At 35.9% G+C, this 18,517-nt stretch carries 16 protein-coding genes; 14 read left to right on the forward strand and 2 right to left on the reverse strand.

Annotation, left to right across the window (positions count from 1 at the left end; genetic code table 11):
• Positions 1 to 38: 38 nt before the first annotated feature.
• The 3 genes from NCY30_RS09595 to NCY30_RS09605 all read left to right on the forward strand — a co-directional run bounded on the left by NCY30_RS09595 (position 39) and on the right by NCY30_RS09605 (position 5,931).
• Positions 39 to 782 carry a hypothetical protein gene (locus NCY30_RS09595; protein WP_250818691.1) on the forward strand — a complete coding sequence of 248 codons (744 nt, stop codon included), beginning with the start codon at positions 39 to 41 and terminating at the stop codon, positions 780 to 782.
• A gap of 147 nt (positions 783 to 929) precedes the next feature.
• Positions 930 to 3,467, forward strand: coding sequence for a glucosaminidase domain-containing protein (locus tag NCY30_RS09600; protein WP_250818692.1), 2,538 nt, complete (start codon positions 930 to 932; stop codon positions 3,465 to 3,467).
• A 28-nt stretch (positions 3,468 to 3,495) separates the two neighbouring features.
• Positions 3,496 to 5,931, forward strand: coding sequence for a L,D-transpeptidase family protein (locus tag NCY30_RS09605; protein WP_250818693.1), 2,436 nt, complete (start codon positions 3,496 to 3,498; stop codon positions 5,929 to 5,931).
• 61 nt (positions 5,932 to 5,992) lie between these two features.
• Here NCY30_RS09605 and NCY30_RS09610 read toward each other — a convergent pair whose 3' ends face one another.
• Entirely contained in the window at positions 5,993 to 7,474 is a 1,482-nt protein-coding gene (locus NCY30_RS09610) for a nucleotide sugar dehydrogenase (protein WP_250818694.1), read from the reverse strand.
• Between the two features lie 321 nt (positions 7,475 to 7,795).
• On the opposite strand from NCY30_RS09610, the gene NCY30_RS09615 reads away from it, so the two are divergent.
• Genes NCY30_RS09615 through NCY30_RS09640 form a run of 6 tightly spaced genes read left to right on the forward strand, consistent with a single transcriptional unit; the run spans position 7,796 to position 14,085 of the window.
• Positions 7,796 to 9,259, forward strand: coding sequence for a flippase (locus tag NCY30_RS09615; RefSeq protein WP_250818695.1), 1,464 nt, complete (start codon positions 7,796 to 7,798; stop codon positions 9,257 to 9,259).
• 30 nt (positions 9,260 to 9,289) lie between these two features.
• Positions 9,290 to 10,168, forward strand: a complete 879-nt coding sequence (locus NCY30_RS09620) for a glycosyltransferase (protein WP_022415606.1) — start codon at positions 9,290 to 9,292, stop codon at positions 10,166 to 10,168.
• Positions 10,168 to 11,232, forward strand: coding sequence for an NAD-dependent epimerase/dehydratase family protein (locus NCY30_RS09625; RefSeq protein ID WP_161159283.1), 1,065 nt, complete (start codon positions 10,168 to 10,170; stop codon positions 11,230 to 11,232). Before NCY30_RS09620 ends, NCY30_RS09625 begins: the two co-directional genes overlap by 1 nt.
• A 12-nt stretch (positions 11,233 to 11,244) precedes the next feature.
• Positions 11,245 to 12,300 (forward strand): glycosyltransferase, encoded by a 1,056-nt coding sequence (locus NCY30_RS09630; RefSeq protein WP_250818696.1) that lies wholly within the window; start codon positions 11,245 to 11,247, stop codon positions 12,298 to 12,300.
• A 2-nt stretch (positions 12,301 to 12,302) separates the two neighbouring features.
• A complete protein-coding gene (locus NCY30_RS09635; RefSeq protein WP_250818697.1) occupies positions 12,303 to 13,349 on the forward strand; it encodes a glycosyltransferase in 1,047 nt (348 codons plus the stop codon).
• 16 nt (positions 13,350 to 13,365) lie between these two features.
• On the forward strand, positions 13,366 to 14,085 hold the full coding sequence (locus NCY30_RS09640) for an IspD/TarI family cytidylyltransferase (protein WP_022415602.1): 720 nt from the start codon (positions 13,366 to 13,368) through the stop codon (positions 14,083 to 14,085).
• A 27-nt stretch (positions 14,086 to 14,112) separates the two neighbouring features.
• On the opposite strand, the gene NCY30_RS09645 is transcribed toward NCY30_RS09640, so the two are convergent.
• Positions 14,113 to 15,258: a CDP-glycerol glycerophosphotransferase family protein gene (locus NCY30_RS09645; RefSeq protein ID WP_022415601.1), complete on the reverse strand. Its 1,146-nt coding sequence runs from the start codon at positions 15,256 to 15,258 to the stop codon at positions 14,113 to 14,115.
• Positions 15,259 to 15,449: 191 nt separating this feature from the next.
• On the opposite strand from NCY30_RS09645, the gene NCY30_RS09650 reads away from it, so the two are divergent.
• From NCY30_RS09650 to NCY30_RS09670, 5 genes are all read left to right on the forward strand, one after another.
• Positions 15,450 to 16,373, forward strand: a complete 924-nt coding sequence (locus NCY30_RS09650) for a glycosyltransferase (RefSeq protein WP_055194655.1) — start codon at positions 15,450 to 15,452, stop codon at positions 16,371 to 16,373.
• Positions 16,374 to 16,382: 9 nt separating this feature from the next.
• On the forward strand, positions 16,383 to 17,204 hold the full coding sequence (locus tag NCY30_RS09655; protein WP_022415599.1) for a LicD family protein: 822 nt from the start codon (positions 16,383 to 16,385) through the stop codon (positions 17,202 to 17,204).
• A gap of 20 nt (positions 17,205 to 17,224) precedes the next feature.
• A complete protein-coding gene (locus NCY30_RS09660; RefSeq protein WP_055181859.1) occupies positions 17,225 to 17,917 on the forward strand; it encodes a glycosyltransferase family 2 protein in 693 nt (230 codons plus the stop codon).
• 1 nt (position 17,918) lies between these two features.
• On the forward strand, positions 17,919 to 18,272 hold the full coding sequence (locus NCY30_RS09665) for a DUF2304 domain-containing protein (protein WP_022415597.1): 354 nt from the start codon (positions 17,919 to 17,921) through the stop codon (positions 18,270 to 18,272).
• A gap of 2 nt (positions 18,273 to 18,274) precedes the next feature.
• Positions 18,275 to 18,517 (forward strand): hypothetical protein (locus NCY30_RS09670; protein ID WP_250818698.1); only part of this gene is annotated, 243 nt, incomplete at its 3' end.

The following is an 18,517-nucleotide window of genomic DNA, read 5'->3' on the forward strand; positions in this document are numbered from 1 at the left end:
ATACACAATATAGTGGAAATATAGTATATGATACGTATATGCAAAGTTATGGCTGGATGGGAGAAAAAGCCAATAATACAGCAGCAGGTATATTAAATGGCGGAAAGAGAATGGAAGCTATAAAGCTGCATCTCACAGGAGAACTTGCGGAAAAGTATGATATTTACTACAGAGTGCATACACAGACATTTGGCTGGCTTGACTGGGCGAAAAACGGAGAACCATCCGGAACAAAAGATTATGCAAAACGAATCGAGGCGGTTCAGGTTAAAGTGGTTCCAAAGGGAAATCCTGCTCCGGGAGCAACATCTATAGCTTTTAAGGAAGCAAAAATAGCTTACAAAACGCATGTACAGACCTATGGATGGATGAGTAAGGTACATGATGGTGAGACGGCCGGAACAAGTGGAAAAGCCAAGAGGATGGAAGCACTGAATATAGCAATGGTAGATTCCAGTTATAATAAGGAAATTTCATATAGAACGCATGTACAGACCTACGGATGGCAAAAGTGGGTTAATGGCGGAAAAAACAGCGGAACAGAGGGAAAAGCTAAGAGACTTGAAGCAATACAGATTGAATTGAAAGATTCGCTGGCAGATCAGTATGATATATATTACCGGGTGCATGCGCAGACGTATGGCTGGCTTGGCTGGGCAAAGAACGGAGAAAAGGCCGGAACGGAAGGTCTTGCGAAAAGATTGGAAGCTATTCAGATCGTACTGGTGGAAAAAGGTGGAGCAGCACCTGGAAGTACAGAAAAAACATTTATAAAGAAGTAAGATAGAGAGCTTTAGTATATGAAAGAAAAGTCATTTGAAGTATGAAGTATCCATATTTCAAATGACTTTTTCTGTTGCAATAAAGGATTTCGCTTGTTATGGAACTGTGTTATAATTAGGAAAAATGAAGAAAGGGAGGAAGAAAATTTGAAAAGTAAAAAAAGATTCATTGCCTGCATATGTATTATGAGTATGATACTTTCCGGAATAAGTGTATCTGCAGCCAATGATGCGGCTACTGAAGAAGGACAATCGATGGAAAGTAGTCAGATGGATCAGAACCAGCAACAGATGAATGACGAAGCTGATCAGGAAATAAACCAGGAAATAGATGGAACACAGGAACAAAGTGAATTAACAGAGAATCCTGATACACCCGAAAATACCACAGGTGAAAGAACCGTTGTAAGTGTAGATGAAAACGGAAATGTATTCGATGTTGAAGAAGAAACGGATGGAGTAGTAAAAGAAGATTTATCTAATAAGGCAAGAGCTGCGGCAACCTATATTGTAAATTTCCGGGCGAATGCAGCAGGTGCTTCGGTTGGAAATAATACTACAGAATACAAAGAATACAGTACGAACGCCGCAGGTTACTGCTATGGTGGAGCGGGAGCTGATGCAGCATATCTGGGCACTGAAAACGGAAAAGTGAAATTTATGCAAAGTGGTGTTGTAGGATTAGTAGACCAGTCCAAAGTTCAGGTTGTTAATTTGAATTCAGCAAAAAGTTATAGCAACTATTATGCAGATGGTTCTTCTATTATCCATAGAATCTGTATGGATATGACGACACCGGGTTATGGCGGATCAGTTAATGTGGGACCACAACAGTCTTATATGAAGACGGGGACCACATATTACAGCTATGACGGACATTATTTTTATACTAATTACGTGACAATGTTATCTGATTACAAGAGTAACACAAGAAAAAATTCTATTAACCCCAATAACCCGTATTATAATTATTATCAATATCTTCCGCTGCGTGGAAAGTCATCGTATTCTGCAAATGAACTTTCTACAATTATTAATAAACATGCTCAGAGCAGCTCAAAAATGTATAATAAAGGGGCGGCATTTGTAAATAATCAAAATTCATATGGAGTAAATGCATTGCTCATGACAGGTGTAGGTGCGTTGGAAAGTGCTTGGGGAACAAGCAGTATTGCAAAGCAAAAAAATAATTTGTTTGGACTGAATGCAGTCGATACATCGCCTGGCCAGAGTGCGAATACATTTTCAAGTGTGGATGTATGCATAAAAGATTTTGCAGAAACTTATATGTCAAAACAATATTTAAGAGTCGGATGGGCTTATTATCACGGAGGCTTTTTAGGAGATAAAGCGAGTGGTATTAATGTAAGCTACGCATCAGATCCTTATTGGGGTGAAAAAATTGCCGCTCTTGCATGGAAGATGGACAGTGAGGGCGGAAAGAAAGATCAAAATAAATATTCGATAGGTATTAAGGACACTGTGTCAACAGCACATACAACATTAAATGTACGAAAAGAGGCAAGTACTTCTGCTACAAGTCTGTATAATACGGGAACTTCCTCCAATTATGCATTTCTGATATTGGGAGAATCCGGAGATTTTTATAAAGTGCAGAGTGATCCGGTGTTAAAAGCGGATAGAGGAGGAATTGAAAGTACTTCCGGAAAATATAATTCATCTTCTATGTATGCTTATGCAAGTAAGCAATATATTAAAAAGATTAATACAGGTACCTCTGGATTAAATGGAGGAAACACAATACCAGACACTAAGAAAACGGGAGTAATTTATAGCACACATATACAGTCAGACGGCTGGCAGGCGTCTAAAGCCAATGGCGAAATATCTGGAACAACAGGTGAAGCAAAACGAATAGAAGCGATAAAGATTCAGCTTTCTAATATTGGTTATACCGGTTCAGTCCAATACAGTACACATGTGCAGTCAAATGGCTGGAAAAACTGGGTATCGGATGGTACGATCGGTGGAACGACGGGCGAAGCAAAACGCATGGAGGCAATTCGTATCCGTCTGACGGGTGAAGCAGCAAATCATTATGATATTTATTATCGTGTACATACGCAGACATATGGCTGGCTTGACTGGGCAAAAAATGGTGAAATTGCGGGTACAACAGACGGTGCAAGGCGAATGGAGGCAATACAGATAAAATTGGTTTCAAAAGGAAGCCAGGCACCTGGCAGTACGGTACAGGCATATGTACAACCATTAACACAGTACTCGGCACATTTGCAAACATATGGATGGAAAGAAAGTGTATATGGAGGTGGCTATGCAGGGACGACAGGCGAAGCAAAACGTATGGAAGCTTTCAGACTGAAATTGACAGACCAGAAATACTCAGGTGGAATTAAGTATCGGGCGCATGTTCAAAGTAGTGGCTGGCAAGACTGGAAAACGAATAATGCAGTAGCAGGTACGGTTGGTGCTGCAAAAAGAATGGAAGCCATAAGAATTGAACTTACGGGAAAAATGGCTCAAATGTATGACGTATATTATCGTGTACATGCGGAAACATATGGCTGGCTCGACTGGGCAAAAAATGGAGAGATAGCAGGAACAACAGGATGTGCAAAACGATTAGAATGTATACAGGTTGTTCTGGTAAAAAAAGGTGCGGCGGCACCAGGTAATACTCAAAAAACGCATGTGATCAAATAAAGTCATACTATGAAAAGGAGGCAGGATCATGTATAAGAAAATGATATCATTGACTGCAATTATGGCAATGATCGTTACATTAGTTATGCCGGCCAGGGCATATGCTGACGAAACACAGGCAGAATCACAGCCTGTATTAAAATATTCGGTATTAATGTCAGGGGCTTCTGAGTGGCAGGAAGCAGACAATGGAGAATATGTGGGTGAGCCAGAGAATAAAGATGCTGAAATATCCAAATTAAAATTAGATGTTTTGGATTCTGTAACAGAGGAAAATTTGAATGGAATCACATATTCGGTAGCAGATCCAGAGGGAAATTGGAATGAGTATGTAACAGCCGGCCAGGAGACTGGATTTGACAGCGAACAGAAGATAGCTACGTTCAAGATAAAATTAACAGAAGAACTGGCTGAAAAGTATAATATTTACTATCGCGCATATGTTCAAACTGATGATCAGAGTGAAGGACAGTGGCTTGGCTGGGCCGAAAATGATGCCCCATCCGGAACTAAAGGATATGATTGTGGCATAAAGGCCATTCAGGTTCAGTTGACAGAGAAAAGTACAAATGTCGATTTAGACACAGCAAATTCATACATAGTAAAGACGGATATAGTACCGGAGGAAACAGTGAAGGTGGTATATCAGGCTCATGTAGCAAAAATCGGCTGGCAGAAAAAAGTAGAAGATGGCGCACTGGCAGGAACGGAAGGAAAGGCGCTTTCTATTGAGGCGTTAAAGATTAAGCTTAAGCTTGCCGGATTATCAGAAGAAGATCAAAAAGACAGTAAAATTATATATAAAACTCATGTACAGTCATATGGCTGGCAGAAAGAAGTAGAAAACGGAGCACTTGCAGGGACAACCGGACAGGGAAAGAGAGTAGAAGCAGTATCTGTTCGTCTGGAAGGTGCTATAGCAAAAAAATATGACGTGTACTATCGTACGCATATACAGAGCTTTGGCTGGCTTGACTGGGCAAAGAACGGAGAAAAGGCCGGAAGCAGTACTTATGGAAAACGTTTAGAAGCAATTGAGATCAAATTAGTGAAAAAAGGTGAAAGTGCACCAGGAAGTACGAAGAAAGCTTATCAGGTACCAGGAATTCAGTATCAGACCCATGTACAGTCTATTGGATGGCAGAAAAAAGTAAGTGATAATCAGATTGCAGGGACAACCGGACAGGGAAAAAGAATTGAGGCAATAAAGATTACACTTCCGGATTCTGATTATACAGGAAATGTAGAATATCAGGCATATGTACAGGGAATTGGATGGCAAAGCTGGAAAAAGAATGGTGAACTTGCAGGAACAAGCGGTCAGAGTAAGAGAATTGAAGCGATCAGAGTGAAGCTGACTGGTGAGATCGCAAAGTATTATGAAGTGTATTACAGTATACATCTGGCAAAGATTGGCTGGTGTAATTACGAATCTGCAGGAAGAGTAACAGGAACAATTGATCTTAGTAAGAAGATCGAGGCATTGAAAATATGCCTTGTGAAAAAAGATGCAGAAACGGCTCCGAATACAAGTGGTGTAAAATATGTGGAAGGATATAAGAGTGGTAACTTCTATTATAATGGATATATCAAAGGTGTAGGAGCGACAGGCAATGTATCGCAAGGAAATACAGTAGGGACAATCGGCAAAAAACAACAGCTTCAGAGCCTTACATTATATCTGGATCAGTCAAATAAACTTGCACCATCAGGAACGATTCAATATGCGACACATATTGCAAAAGAGGGATGGAAGGACTGGTCTGATGCAGGTACAACCAACGGGGCATCTACAGGAACGAATGGAATGGAAGCTGTGAAAATCAGACTTACCGGTAATCTTGCCAAATATTATGACATATATTATCGTGCACATGTACAGGGATATGGCTGGCTTGGCTGGGCAAAAAATGGCCAGGTAGCAGGAACATCAAAAATCGGATACAGAATGGAAGGATTACAGATTCGCCTTGTATCAAAAGATGCAGCAGCTCCGGGGAAAAATGCTAATTATTATACAGAAAAGAAAAAGACTGCGACAATAGCAGTTAAAGACCAGATGCATCTGAGAGCATTGGCGTATGCAAGTAACACACGGTATCTCATTCTGGTAGATACGACAGCTAACAGAGTAGGAATTTATAGCGGTTCAGTCGGTAAATGGAATGAAGTGAAAAAGTGGGTTTGTACTACAGGAGCAAAATCAACTCCGACAGTGAAAGGAACATTTACTGTACAGGGAAAAGGAAAATCATTTGGATCTGGATATACATGCTGGTATTATACACAGTTCTATGGAAATTACCTGTTCCACTCTGTACTGTATAAACAAGGAAGTATGTCTGTAATTATAGATGGAAGACTTGGAATCAATGCATCACACGGATGTGTTCGATTAAACATTAATAATGCAAAATGGATATATGATAATATTCCGCGAGGAACAAAAGTTGTAGTATATTAGCAATAAAGGCAGGTCATTTGACCTGCCTTTGTTATACACAAATCTTTTTGTGAAATTCGGATTAATCTCGTTGGAAAAGATCACGGGTATATACTTTGTCCTTAACATCGTCAAGAATCGGATTATATCTGTTGGCAATAATAGCTTGAGAAAGTTTTTTGAACTGCTCTAAATTATTGACTACTTTGCTTCCAAAAAATGTGGTTCCATCTTCCAGGGTTGGTTCGTAAACGATGACAGTAGCTCCTTTTGCTTTGATTCGTTTCATGACGCCCTGAATACTGCTCTGACGGAAGTTGTCGGAATTGCTCTTCATCGTAAGACGGTAAACTCCTATAGTACATTCTTTTTCCTGGGCAGCAGAATAATCACCATGATTGTTATAATCATAATATCCGGCGAGATTGAGAACACGATCAGCAATAAAATCTTTTCTTGTACGGTTGCTTTCGACAATTGCGGACATCATATTCTGAGGTACATTATCGTAATTGGCCAGCAATTGTTTGGTATCTTTTGGAAGACAGTATCCCCCATAACCAAAAGATGGATTGTTGTAATGCGTTCCGATTCTCGGATCGAGACATACACCGCTTATAATATCTTTGGTATGGAGTCCTTTCATTTCTGCATAAGTATCCAATTCGTTGAAATAAGAAACACGTAATGCAAGGTAAGTATTAGCAAAAAGCTTTACGGCTTCGGCTTCCGTAAATCCCATGAACAATGTATCAATCTGCTCTTTAAGAGCCCCTTCCTGAAGAAGTGCCGCGAATGTATGAGAAGCCTTCACCAGTCGTTCATCGGAAGAATCGGTAGATACGATGATCCTGCTTGGATAAAGGTTGTCATATAAAGCTTTTGATTCTCTTAAAAATTCTGGACTGAAGATAATATTAGCTGTGTTATATTTTTTGCGGACAGATTCGGTATAGCCCACAGGGATCGTTGATTTGATGACCATGATCGCATTCGGATTTACCTTTAATACAAGTTCGATGACTGCTTCTACTGCAGAAGTGTCAAAATAATTTTTGTTACTGTCATAATTGGTTGGAGCAGCAATGACGACGAAATCAGCATCTTTATAGGCGGATTCGCCATCAAGAGTAGCAGTTAGGTCAAGATCCTTTTCGACAAGGTATTTCTCGATATAATCATCCTGAATAGGGGATTTCCTGTTGTTGATTAATTCTACTTTTTCAGGAATGATATCTACAGCAGTTACGTGATTATGCTGTGCAAGTAATGTCGCGATGGATAATCCGACATATCCGGTTCCGGCTACCGCGATATTTAAAGGTGAAGGAGAAGGAAGCTTGGTATTGCCGGCATCAACAAATAATGTCTGCGGTTCAAACCCAAGAGTTTCCCCTAATTGCTCTAACTGAGGAATAGAAGGAATAAAATCCTCTTTTTCCAAACGTGAGATCATAGAACGGTTGATCCCTGTGATATCTGCAAGATCCTGCTGGGTCATGTGTTTTTCTTTTCGACGATTTGTTACAAGATTTGCGAGAAGTGATTGTGATAGTTTTTTCATGATTTGATATCCTTTCATTTATAATGAATACTAAATGTTATTTAAAACAACGTTTGAATTAAAATGACATAAATATTGTATCATAAACATAAGAAAATCACAATGTTTTAGTGATAAAAAAGGGGAAGATACAAAAATGTGTTGCTTAAAATAACAATCGAAAGAAAGTACTGATACTTGTGGGAGAAATTTTGCATTATAAGGAAAGAGAGCGCAGGTTATGGAAAAAAATGGAGTCCCGTAAGATTAAAAGTGTCAAGGTTGATTGCCATATGGAAAAGTGATATAATGGCGAAAGGTCTAAAGAAGATTGGAGAGGACATGAAAAAAAAGCAAAAATCTATCAAAATAAATTTGATAATGAATACAATAAAAACGTTAATGAGCCTGATATTTCCGTTAATTACATTTCCGTATGCGTCAAGAATCTTAGGCGCTACAGGGATAGGCCGTGTTAACTATGCAAGTTCTATTGTGTCTTACTTTTCTATGTTTGCAGCGCTGGGAATTAGTACATATGCAGTAAGAGAAGGAGCACGGATTAGAGACGATAAAGAGAAATTCAGCAAGTTCTCACGTGAAATGCTGAACATAAATTTGTGCACAACGTTTATCGCTTATTGTGCATTGGCTGTTTTTTTAGCGTTACCTATTTTGGGAAATTACAAAAAGTTATTAGTAATTTCAAGTTTAAGTATCATTTTTACAACAATAGGAACAGAGTGGATTTTTACAATCAAAGAAGAATATGCTTATATCACGAAAAGGGCAATCTTATTTCAGATCATTTCATTGATATTATTGTTTATATTGGTTAAAAATAAAAATGATTATTACTGGTATGCGGCATTGACGGTTATTTCGTCAGGAGGATCTGCTTTTTTTAACTTGTGGCATTCGAGAAAAATAGTCGATTGGAAACAGAAAAAAGAAAGATTAGAATATAGAAAGCATTTAAAGCCGATATTAATGATTTTTGGAACAAGTGTTGCATCCAGTATCTATATGACAATGGATACAACCATGCTTGGGGCATTTCGTGGAGATAAGGCTACCGGAGTCTATACGGCAGCTGTAAAGATTAATACAATTGTAAGTACATTGATAGGAACGATATCAGCGACTATCCTGCCAAGAGTGTCTTATTATCTGGGAAATAATTTGAAAAAAGAATATGAGAAGCTGATGAAAGAATCTGTAGATATTCTTTTTATGATAGCGATACCGGCGGCTATAGGAATGATCTGTACCAGTGATATTTTGATATTAATATTTAGTGGCAAAGAATTTTTAACGGGAAGTACGGCGGCAAAAATTTTATCTGCTAAAGTTGTAGTTGGAGCTATTAATCGAGTGCTGGCTTATCAGATTTGTATTCCGCATAAAAAAGATAAAGAAGTATTGATATCAACAATTGGCGGAGCAGTGTTCAATTTAATTGCGAATGCATTATTAATACCAATGTTTGGTGTGACTGGAGCATCGGTGGCAACATTGTTCTCTGAAATAATTGTGTTTGTTATCTTGACTTACTATGCACGTAAGATATTTAATACAAAGATGTTATATACAAGAGTTATGGTGTACTTTGTAGCAAGTGTATGGTTTTTTGCGGGAAGATTTGTAATGAATATGATAACGAACAGTGTATTCATAACTTTAGTAGGAACGGTTGCGGGATGTTGTCTGGGATATTTTATTATTTTGACAATAATCAGAGATCCGTATTTGAAGCAATTTGAAACGCAGTTTTTTAATAAAATAAAAAAGATTAGAGCTCGATAACATTAAAAAGAAAAATGTAGAGGATAAAATATGAAAATAGTTTTTGTTATTTTACACTATCTGGCAATAGATGAAACGTACAAAAGCGTGGATTCAATTGAGAAAAAAATCGATACAGACATGTATAAGATAGTAATTGTTGATAATGCGTCCCCGGATAAATCAGGTGCATTATTGAAAGAACATTATAAAAATGATGACCATGTAGAAGTGCTTTTAAATCAGGAGAATCTGGGGTTTGCAAGGGGAAATAATGTGGGCTTCAGATATGCTGAAAAAACATGGAATCCATCATATATTGTGCTGATGAATAATGATGTTTATTTGTTAGATGATGATTTCCTTGAAAAAGTAGAGAAAGAATATAAAAGAAGTCAATTTGCTGTATTAGGGCCGATGATATTAAGTGCCGACGGCAGATGTGATATTAACCCTATACGAACGAATGCAATGAGTAAACAGGAAGTAGAGCATGATATTCAGGCGTATAAAATAAAAAGTGTGGTTTACAAATATCATTTGGAAAAGATAAAGAATATTTATCGAAAAATAAAACCGTTAAAAAAGAAAAAGAAAAAAGAATTTATTAAGAGATACGAGTATGTTCAACTTCATGGATGTTTTATGCTGTTCTCAAGAAAATATATAGAAAAGTTTAATGGGTTGGATGATAGAACTTTCTTATATAGAGAAGAAGCAATTTTAATGAAGCATTTGACTGAAAATGGATTGAACAGTGTGTATTTACCGGATATTCATGTTTTTCATCGAGAAGATGCATCGACAGATGATATGATCAAGGAGAATAGAAAAAAAGAAATGTTTGAAATAAAAAATCATTTACAATCCCTGAAAGTATTAAAAGAAGTATATGATTTTTATGAAAACAAAAGAGGAGAAAATAAGTGATGGTAGAAAGAAAAATGGAAAAATCTATGGAAGAAATGGATTTGGAATATATTGCTAACAGTGATCTGGAATGGAGCAAATACAAAAATAAAACCATATTTGTAACGGGAGCGACAGGGCTTATAGGGTCATTACTGGTGAAAGCCTTTGCGTATTACAATTGTTTGCATCAGGGAAATATAAAAATTATTGGATTGATCAGAAATGAAGAAAAGGCAAAAAGAATATATGGAAAATGGTATAATAACTACGGAATTCATTTGATGATCGGTGACATTGAACAGATACCGGTAATAGCAGGAGATGTAGACTATATTTTTCATACAGTCAGTATTACAGCATCCAAGATGATGGTGCAGCATCCGGTCCTGACGATACAAACTTCATATATGGGAACAAAGAATGTATTGGATTTGGCAGTAGATAAAAAGATTGAAGGAATGGTATATGTTTCTTCAATGGAAGTATATGGTATTCCGGATGAAAAGAAAGAGTATATAACAGAAAAAGATCTGGGGTATATAGAACTGGAAAATGTAAGAAGCAGTTATTCAGAGGGAAAAAGAATATGTGAATGCTTATGTAATGCATATACGGCAGAATTTGGCTTGCCGGTGAAATCTGCAAGACTTGCACAAACATTTGGAGCGGGCGTATTACAGGAAGATAATCGTGTATATGCACAATTCGCAAGAAGTGCTATGAAAAAAGAGAATCTTGTTTTGCGAACAGATGGAAGTTCCGAAGGCAATTATTGTTATACAAGAGATGTTATCAGGGCATTGTTGCTTTTAGGATATTCGGGGAAAGTCGGAGAAGCTTATAATGTTGTAAATGAAAAGTCGCATATGACTATAAGAGAAATGGCAGAACTTGTGGCAAACGATGTTTCGAATGGAGAGATAAAAGTAGAATTTGATATTCCAGATGAGGCCAAGAGCCTGGGATATGCTCCAAAAGTGAAAATGCATTTGAGCTCGGAAAAATTAAATAAATTAGGCTGGAAAGCAGAAGTAGATATGAAAGAAGCATATTTGCGTATGATGAATGATATGGAAGCGTAAGGAGAATAGTTGGTGGAAAAAATCAGTGTTATTGTTCCTGTTTATAAAATTAAAGAACAATATTTAAAAGAATGTATTGAAAGTATATCGAAACAAACGTATTCTAATTTGGAAATTATTCTTGTAGATGATGGATCGCCTGATAATTGTGGAGAAATTTGTGATCTATATGCGGAAAAAGACAGTCGGATTATGGTTTTGCATCAGAAAAATCAAGGTGTATCTATGGCCAGAAATAATGCAATTCAAAAAGCAACGGGAGAGTGGATCACTTTTATTGATGCGGATGACTGGATTGAAAAAAATATGTGTGAACTGGCCATGGAAAAGCGTGACGGAAATGATATGGTTGTCTGGAACATGTATTTAAACAAGGATGCAAATCAGCAAATAAAGAAAAATTATGAAAAAGATCTTAGTGTTGATGATGAGAAGCTTCTTGAAAAGATTAATTTGAATTTTTTGAGAACAATTTCGCTGTCGAAAGATGAGATAAGGATTCCGACATTGGAGGGACCTGTTTGTCATTTGTATAAAAGAAGTATCATTAAAGAAAATAATATACGATTTGACAGCTCTTTGAAACAAGGAGAGGATAAACTTTTTAACTATGAATATCATAAGTATATAAAAAGATTTACATATATAAATAAACCATTGTATCATTACAGGCTGCACGGCGAGTCGACGACACACACGTTTTTTGCGGGAAATGCAGACACATCTACGCGTATTTTAAAGAAATACTATGAATTAGAACCAAGAATAAATACATCTGAGACATATAGAAATACGTATTGTGTCAGAGTTGGAGTTATTGCGTATTTTCTGATCGGAAAATATTTTTTACATCCGGATAATCCGAATAGGAAAAATGCATTTCGCGAATTTAAAATACTAATGAATGAAGAGCCATATAAGTCTGCTATTGCAGCAATAGATCTTCGGGTGATGGATCTTAATTTAAATAAAATAAAATTATGGCTGTTAAAATATAGAAAATACAGAAGTGTATTTTTGTATTATAACTTAGTTAATATGATACAAAAAATCAGAGGAGTAAAATAATTATGATAGAACCTCAAATGAGTGTAGTTGTTCCTGTGTACAGTGTGGAAAAGGAATATTTTGAAGAATGCATTTTGAGCCTGAAACAACAAACATTGGAAGCAATTGAAATTATTATTGTTGCCGATGGTGTGAAAAAGGAAATTTTAGATTTATGTAAAAGCTTTGAAGGACAGGATGAAAGAATCAGGGTAGTTGAACAGGAGAATCAGGGGGTAGCAGTAGCAAGAAATAACGGAATCCTAAATGCAAAAGCGTCGTATATAACATTTGTTGATGCAGATGACTGGGTAGAGCCTGAATTTTGTGCTTTCTTTTATGATAATTTTAAAAATAATCCAGATGTGCAGATTATATCTTCGGCAGCATATATAAATAAAAATGACGAAGAGATTGAAAATCCATTTTGGAATGGTGAAAAGAAATATTTCACAGGAAAAGAAAAAGAAGAAATGGAATTACAGGCTATTTTTAAAGAGGCAGCCAGTTATGTGCCAAGATTTGCAACATTTGGAACAACGTGGGCAAAAGCATATGATGTTGAATGGCTGAGGAAACAAAATATAATTTATGAGCCGGAATTAAGACGAGGGCAGGATACAGTCTTTAATCTGCATGCATTTGAGACGGCGGAAAAGGTATTGTATGTGAAACGTTTTTTATATCATTATCGAATGAATAGCGGTTCAACTGTGAATAAGTATACAGAGGGCACGATTGATATTCTGGAAAGAATATCCAGATATATATTAAAGTTTATCAAAGAACATGGAAAAGATGAGCGGTTCTATCAGGCGTACAATAATAAGAGTATTCAATTGTTAAGTCAGTCAATTAATAGCGATTATGCACATAAAAATAATCCAAAAAATTACCTGACGAGACGAAAAGAATTGAAAACAGTTTTAAGACGAAAGTGTTACCGGGATAATTTTAAAAATATAAATACTGAAAATATACCGGTCACAAGAAAGCTGTATTGGTCTTTAATGAAGTATAGAATGGTGGATCTCATTTATCTTGCACACTGGGTGTACAGAAAAAAATAATTAGGAGGAAAGTTTTATGAATTATGCAGTGATTTTTGCTGGCGGAACCGGGACCAGAATGAATACCAAAACAAAACCAAAACAATTTTTAACATTACACAATAAAGAAATAATTATCTATACTCTGGAACATTTTGAAAATCATCCGGAAATAGATGGAATATCTGTTGTATGTATAGAAGGCTGGATCGATTATCTGAAAAAGCTGATTGAAAAGTATCAGCTTAAAAAGGTGAAATGGATTACACCTGGAGGAAAAACGGGACAGGAATCTATCTATAATGGTTTGAATGCGATGCGGGGACAAATAGAAGAAGATTCCATTGTATTAATACATGATGGTGTTCGTCCATTGATCAATGAAGAATTAATAAGTGAAAATATCAAAGTAGCGAAAGAAAAGGGAAATGCAATAACTGTTGTTGAAGCAACGGAAACGGTTATGATGGTTAATGAAAAAAATGAATTAACTCAAAGCGTTGAACGGAAAAAATGTCGTTTTGCAAGAGCTCCACAGACATATATATATGGACAATTGCTTGCGGCACATGATCATGCGAGAGAAGAGAACATTAATTCTTACATTGATTCGGCGACACTTATGCAGGCAGAAGGATATAAGTTATTCCCGGTAATGGGAAAACCGGAAAATATAAAAATAACTACACCATCGGATTTTTATACCTTTAGAGCGATTGTTGAAGCGGAAGAAAATTCACAGATCTTAGGATTTTAAAAAGGGAAGAGCATTTGCTCTTCCCTTTTATGTATTAGAAGTTAAAATATAATTTGCGACGGTCTCACAGGCATGTCCGGATTCATAGCTGCCGAGCGCATCCCAGTGCTTTTGGATATTTTTTTGATATTGATCATTATTAAATTGTTTAATGTTTTTAATTAACGCACTGTTTGACTCGGCTAAAGGATATGGCCAGGTGTGAATGTCGGAATAAAATCCACGATCCAGATCATAGTAGTTCAAATCCGTAGCATATAAAAAGCACGGGCGCCGTGTAAGTGAAAAATCCCACATAGAAGAGGAATAGTCGGTGATAAGAACATCTGCGGCATACAGCAATTCCTGCATATCAGGATAATTGGAAGCATCAATGTAATTGGCAGCATTATTTAACTGGTTCATAACAAAGTAGTGTGTACGGAATAGAATAAACCAGTTGCCGCCAAATTTTTCTGAAAGAGCAGATTGAATTGCCTTGCAGTCGAATAAATAATCAGAAGCCGCTTTTGATTCCCGATAAGTAGGGGCGTATAGAAGGATCTTTGCCTCTGAAGGGAGGTGATAGTACGCTCGGATCTTATCGTGCAATTCAGGATGATCATTATTGAACAGCATATCGTTTCTCGGCATTCCGCAGGAAAGAATGGTTCCGTCATGATGAAAACTTTGATGGATCGTTAATTCTGTAAATGCGTTTGAACTTGATACATATGTACAAGGTACTTCTCGTGCAATTTCCGCGCGGATCTGTTTTCCGGGGGTTTCTTTCTGATAGGCAGCGCCAACACGTTTGTATGCTCCACCACCATGCCATGTATTAATATAAACCTGACGTTTCATAATTGGAAACCATGCAGGAATTTCTGAATTGGTAACAATAAATTTTGAAGTCAGGCATACATGCAAAAAGTAAGGATGCAAATATTTGACGGTTTTAATTCCCTTATCATGTAAGTAAGAAAAGTTTTGAGGGGATTTAAAAGCCCATATAATCTCAAAATCAGGATGGCGTTCCTGCATGTATTCGGAAATATATTTGGGATTGCAAGAATATTGTGCGCCAAAATAGCTGAAAAATACAATTCTTTTTTTATGAAAGTGCCCGATGGACAGCAGTTTGAGAAAACTACGCAGCCTGGGGGCAATAAATGTTTGTAAAGTGTCGAACATAGGATACCTCAACTTTCTTTTTTCGTAATATTATTATGTAACCATTTTTGAAGAATAAAGTCAATAGCTTTTAATTTGCTTTTTAAGGTATTGTTCGTTATAATAGGGAAAGTGGTATGCTATAGGTATGAATAGTAAACGTGAAATGAATCCGAAATAAAGATAAAGTATAAATAGAATTGAGGAGTGTTATGACAGAAGTTTCAGTAATAATGGCGACATATAAAGAGCCTGAAAATCAGCTCAGGCGATCGATAGAATCTATTTTAAATCAGACGTATAAAGCGTTTGAGTATATTATTATTTTAGACAATCCGGATAATTCAGATCATATTAGAATTATAAAGGAATATCAACAAAAAGATAATAGAATTCAATTCCATATTAATGAAAAAAATCAGGGGCTGACGTATTCTTTGAACAGAGGTCTGTCGTATGCAAACGGCAAATATATCTGCAGGATGGATGCAGACGATATATCCGTTCCGGAAAGATTACAGTGGCAAAAAGAATATCTGGAAAAATGTAATGTGGATTTGATCGGGGGGATTACACAAGTAATAGATGAAGAGGAAAAAGTTATTTATTCCATCAAAAAAATCCCAGCGAATCCGGATAAAATAAAAAAGTGTATCCGCTATAATCAGGTTGTACCACATCCGACCTGGTTTGGAAGAAAAGAAATGTTTGAACATTTAAACGGATACAGAAAAATACCATTGTGCGAAGACTATGATTTTACTTTGAGGGCATTATTAAAGGGATATAGAGTATCGAATCTTAATAAAGTAGTGTTACAGTACCGAATGACATCTCAGAGTATTTCCAGAAACAATTTATTTGAACAGTTTTTATATGCAAAATATATAACGTGTTCTTATAAAAAAGGAAAGATTGCGGATGTTGAAAAAGCAAAACAATATGTAACCGAGAAGAACTCTTCTAAAAAGGCAGAAAAATATCTGAAAGCAAATGTCAGGTTTAATGAATTACTTAATGATATAGAGCAAAAAAGATATATTCATTTTTTTGTGGATGGAGTCAGATTCACATTCACTTCAAAAGAATATTTGGAAAAAGTATACCGCTTTTTTATGGTAAGTATAAATAGTTAGGATAAAACAATGAAGGAATATAAGAAAAAAATAGAATTTAAAGAAATACAATCGCTGGAATATAATTTGTTAAAAAGATTTGATGAATTTGCAAAAGAAAATAATATCATGTATTTTTTAAGCGGAGGTTCATGTCTGGGGGCAGTAAGGCATCAGGATTTTATTCCCTGGGATGACGATATAGATGTATGCATGTTACGTAAAGATTATGATAAATTAATTGCGCTGGTAAAAGATAACAGGTACCTGGATACTGAAAGAAAATACAAATTCTTATTACCGCTAGATGATAATTATATTTATCCGTACATGAAATTGGTAGATGATTCGACTATAGTATTTGAAAAGGATATAAAAAGACAATATGCTACAGGCGTATGGATGGATATATTCCCGATGGATATATGGCCGGATGAAAAAGAAACATTAAGAAAAATCATGAAAAAGCATCGCTTTTATAAGATGATGAATAAAATATATGTTGCAGGTAATCTTACAACGATGAAGAAAAGTATTTTAAACATTATCGGAAAAGGTGCATATAAGATACTTTTTAGAAATAAGGATTACAAATATTGGAATAAGAAAGTTATAGATATGGTAACTCCTTGTGAGGGAACATATGTAGGAGACCGCATATGGCCGGTAGAAGATAAAGAATTTTTCTCTAAAGAAGTATTTTCAGAGGCAAAATATGTTAAGTTCCGAGATGGAATGTTCCCGATCCCTGTAGGATATGAGGAGTATCTTTCGAAAATGTATGGAGATTATATGAAATTACCGAAAGAAGAAGATCGGGTATTTCATGATTTTGAAGGATATATAAAATAATATAAGCAAAGGAGAAAAGAATGAAAAGCGAATTATTGATAGTGATTCCGGCTTATAATGAAGAAGAAAATATAGAAAATGTAGTTACGTTCATTAAGAATAAGTATAGTCAATATGATTATATTGTTGTGAATGATGGATCTAAAGACCGGACAGCGGATATTTGCAGGAGCAAAGGATATGAAATGTTAAATCTACCGGTAAATCTTGGACTTGCAGGGGCTTTTCAGGCTGGATTAAAGTATGCATATACGAAAGGATATTCGTATGCAATTCAATTTGATGCAGATGGTCAGCACAGACCAGAGTTTATTGAACCGATGTTAAATAGAATAAAAGAAGGATATGATATTGTAATCGGATCAAGATTTATCAACCAGAAAAAGGAAAAATCTTTAAGAATGATTGGAAGTAAGATGCTTACTGTAGCCATCAAAATTACAACTGGAAAAAGGGTGGCAGATCCGACATCAGGAATGAGAATGTTTTCCCATAAAATGATTAAAGAATTCGCACAGAATTTGAATTATGGACCAGAGCCGGATACTGTATCATATTTGTTGAAAAATGGAGCGGAGATTTCCGAAGTACCAGTAAATATGGATGAGAGAGTTGCAGGAGAAAGTTATCTGAATTTGACGAATGCAGCTAAATATATGGTTAAAATGTTGATATCAATATTATTTGTACAAAACTTTAGAAAGAGGGGATAATATGTCAATTTTTATTAGAATTTTACTTGTTGTAGGAGCTATAGTATTATTGGCATTTATGCTTAGAAAGATACGCTTGGCAAAGTTAAAAATAGAATATACAGTTTTTTGGATTGGATTTTCATGTATACTTGTTATTATGGGAGTATTTCCACAAATTATGTCAGCTATATCGGAATTTCTGGGATTTAAATCAACGGTTAATATGGTATATCTGATCGTTATCTTTGTATTGATTGTGAAGTTATTTTATAATACAATTCAGATTTCGGCACTGGAAAATAAAGTTGATAGTTTGGCTCAGCAAATTGCAATAGATCGTAAAATTGATGCGGAAGAAAAGAAAGGGGAATAGTGGTGAAAGATTATCTGCTATGTACGTTATTTTACTGCGTTTTCACTTTGCTGTTAATTGTATTTGGAAATGCAATAAATAGAAAAAATAAAAGCATTTCAGAAAATTTGATTACAGGATATTTGGTGTATAGTTTTTGTGTTGCTATTATAGGAATTCCGCTGCAAGTTTTAAATGTGCCATGGATAGTGTTTGGAGTTTGCATGGGAGTGCTATGGATAGGAATAGGTCTATATATTTTATAT

Source organism: Dorea sp. MB18-49 (assembly GCF_023669465.1).
GTDB classification, from domain to species: domain Bacteria; phylum Bacillota; class Clostridia; order Lachnospirales; family Lachnospiraceae; genus Dorea_A; species Dorea_A longicatena.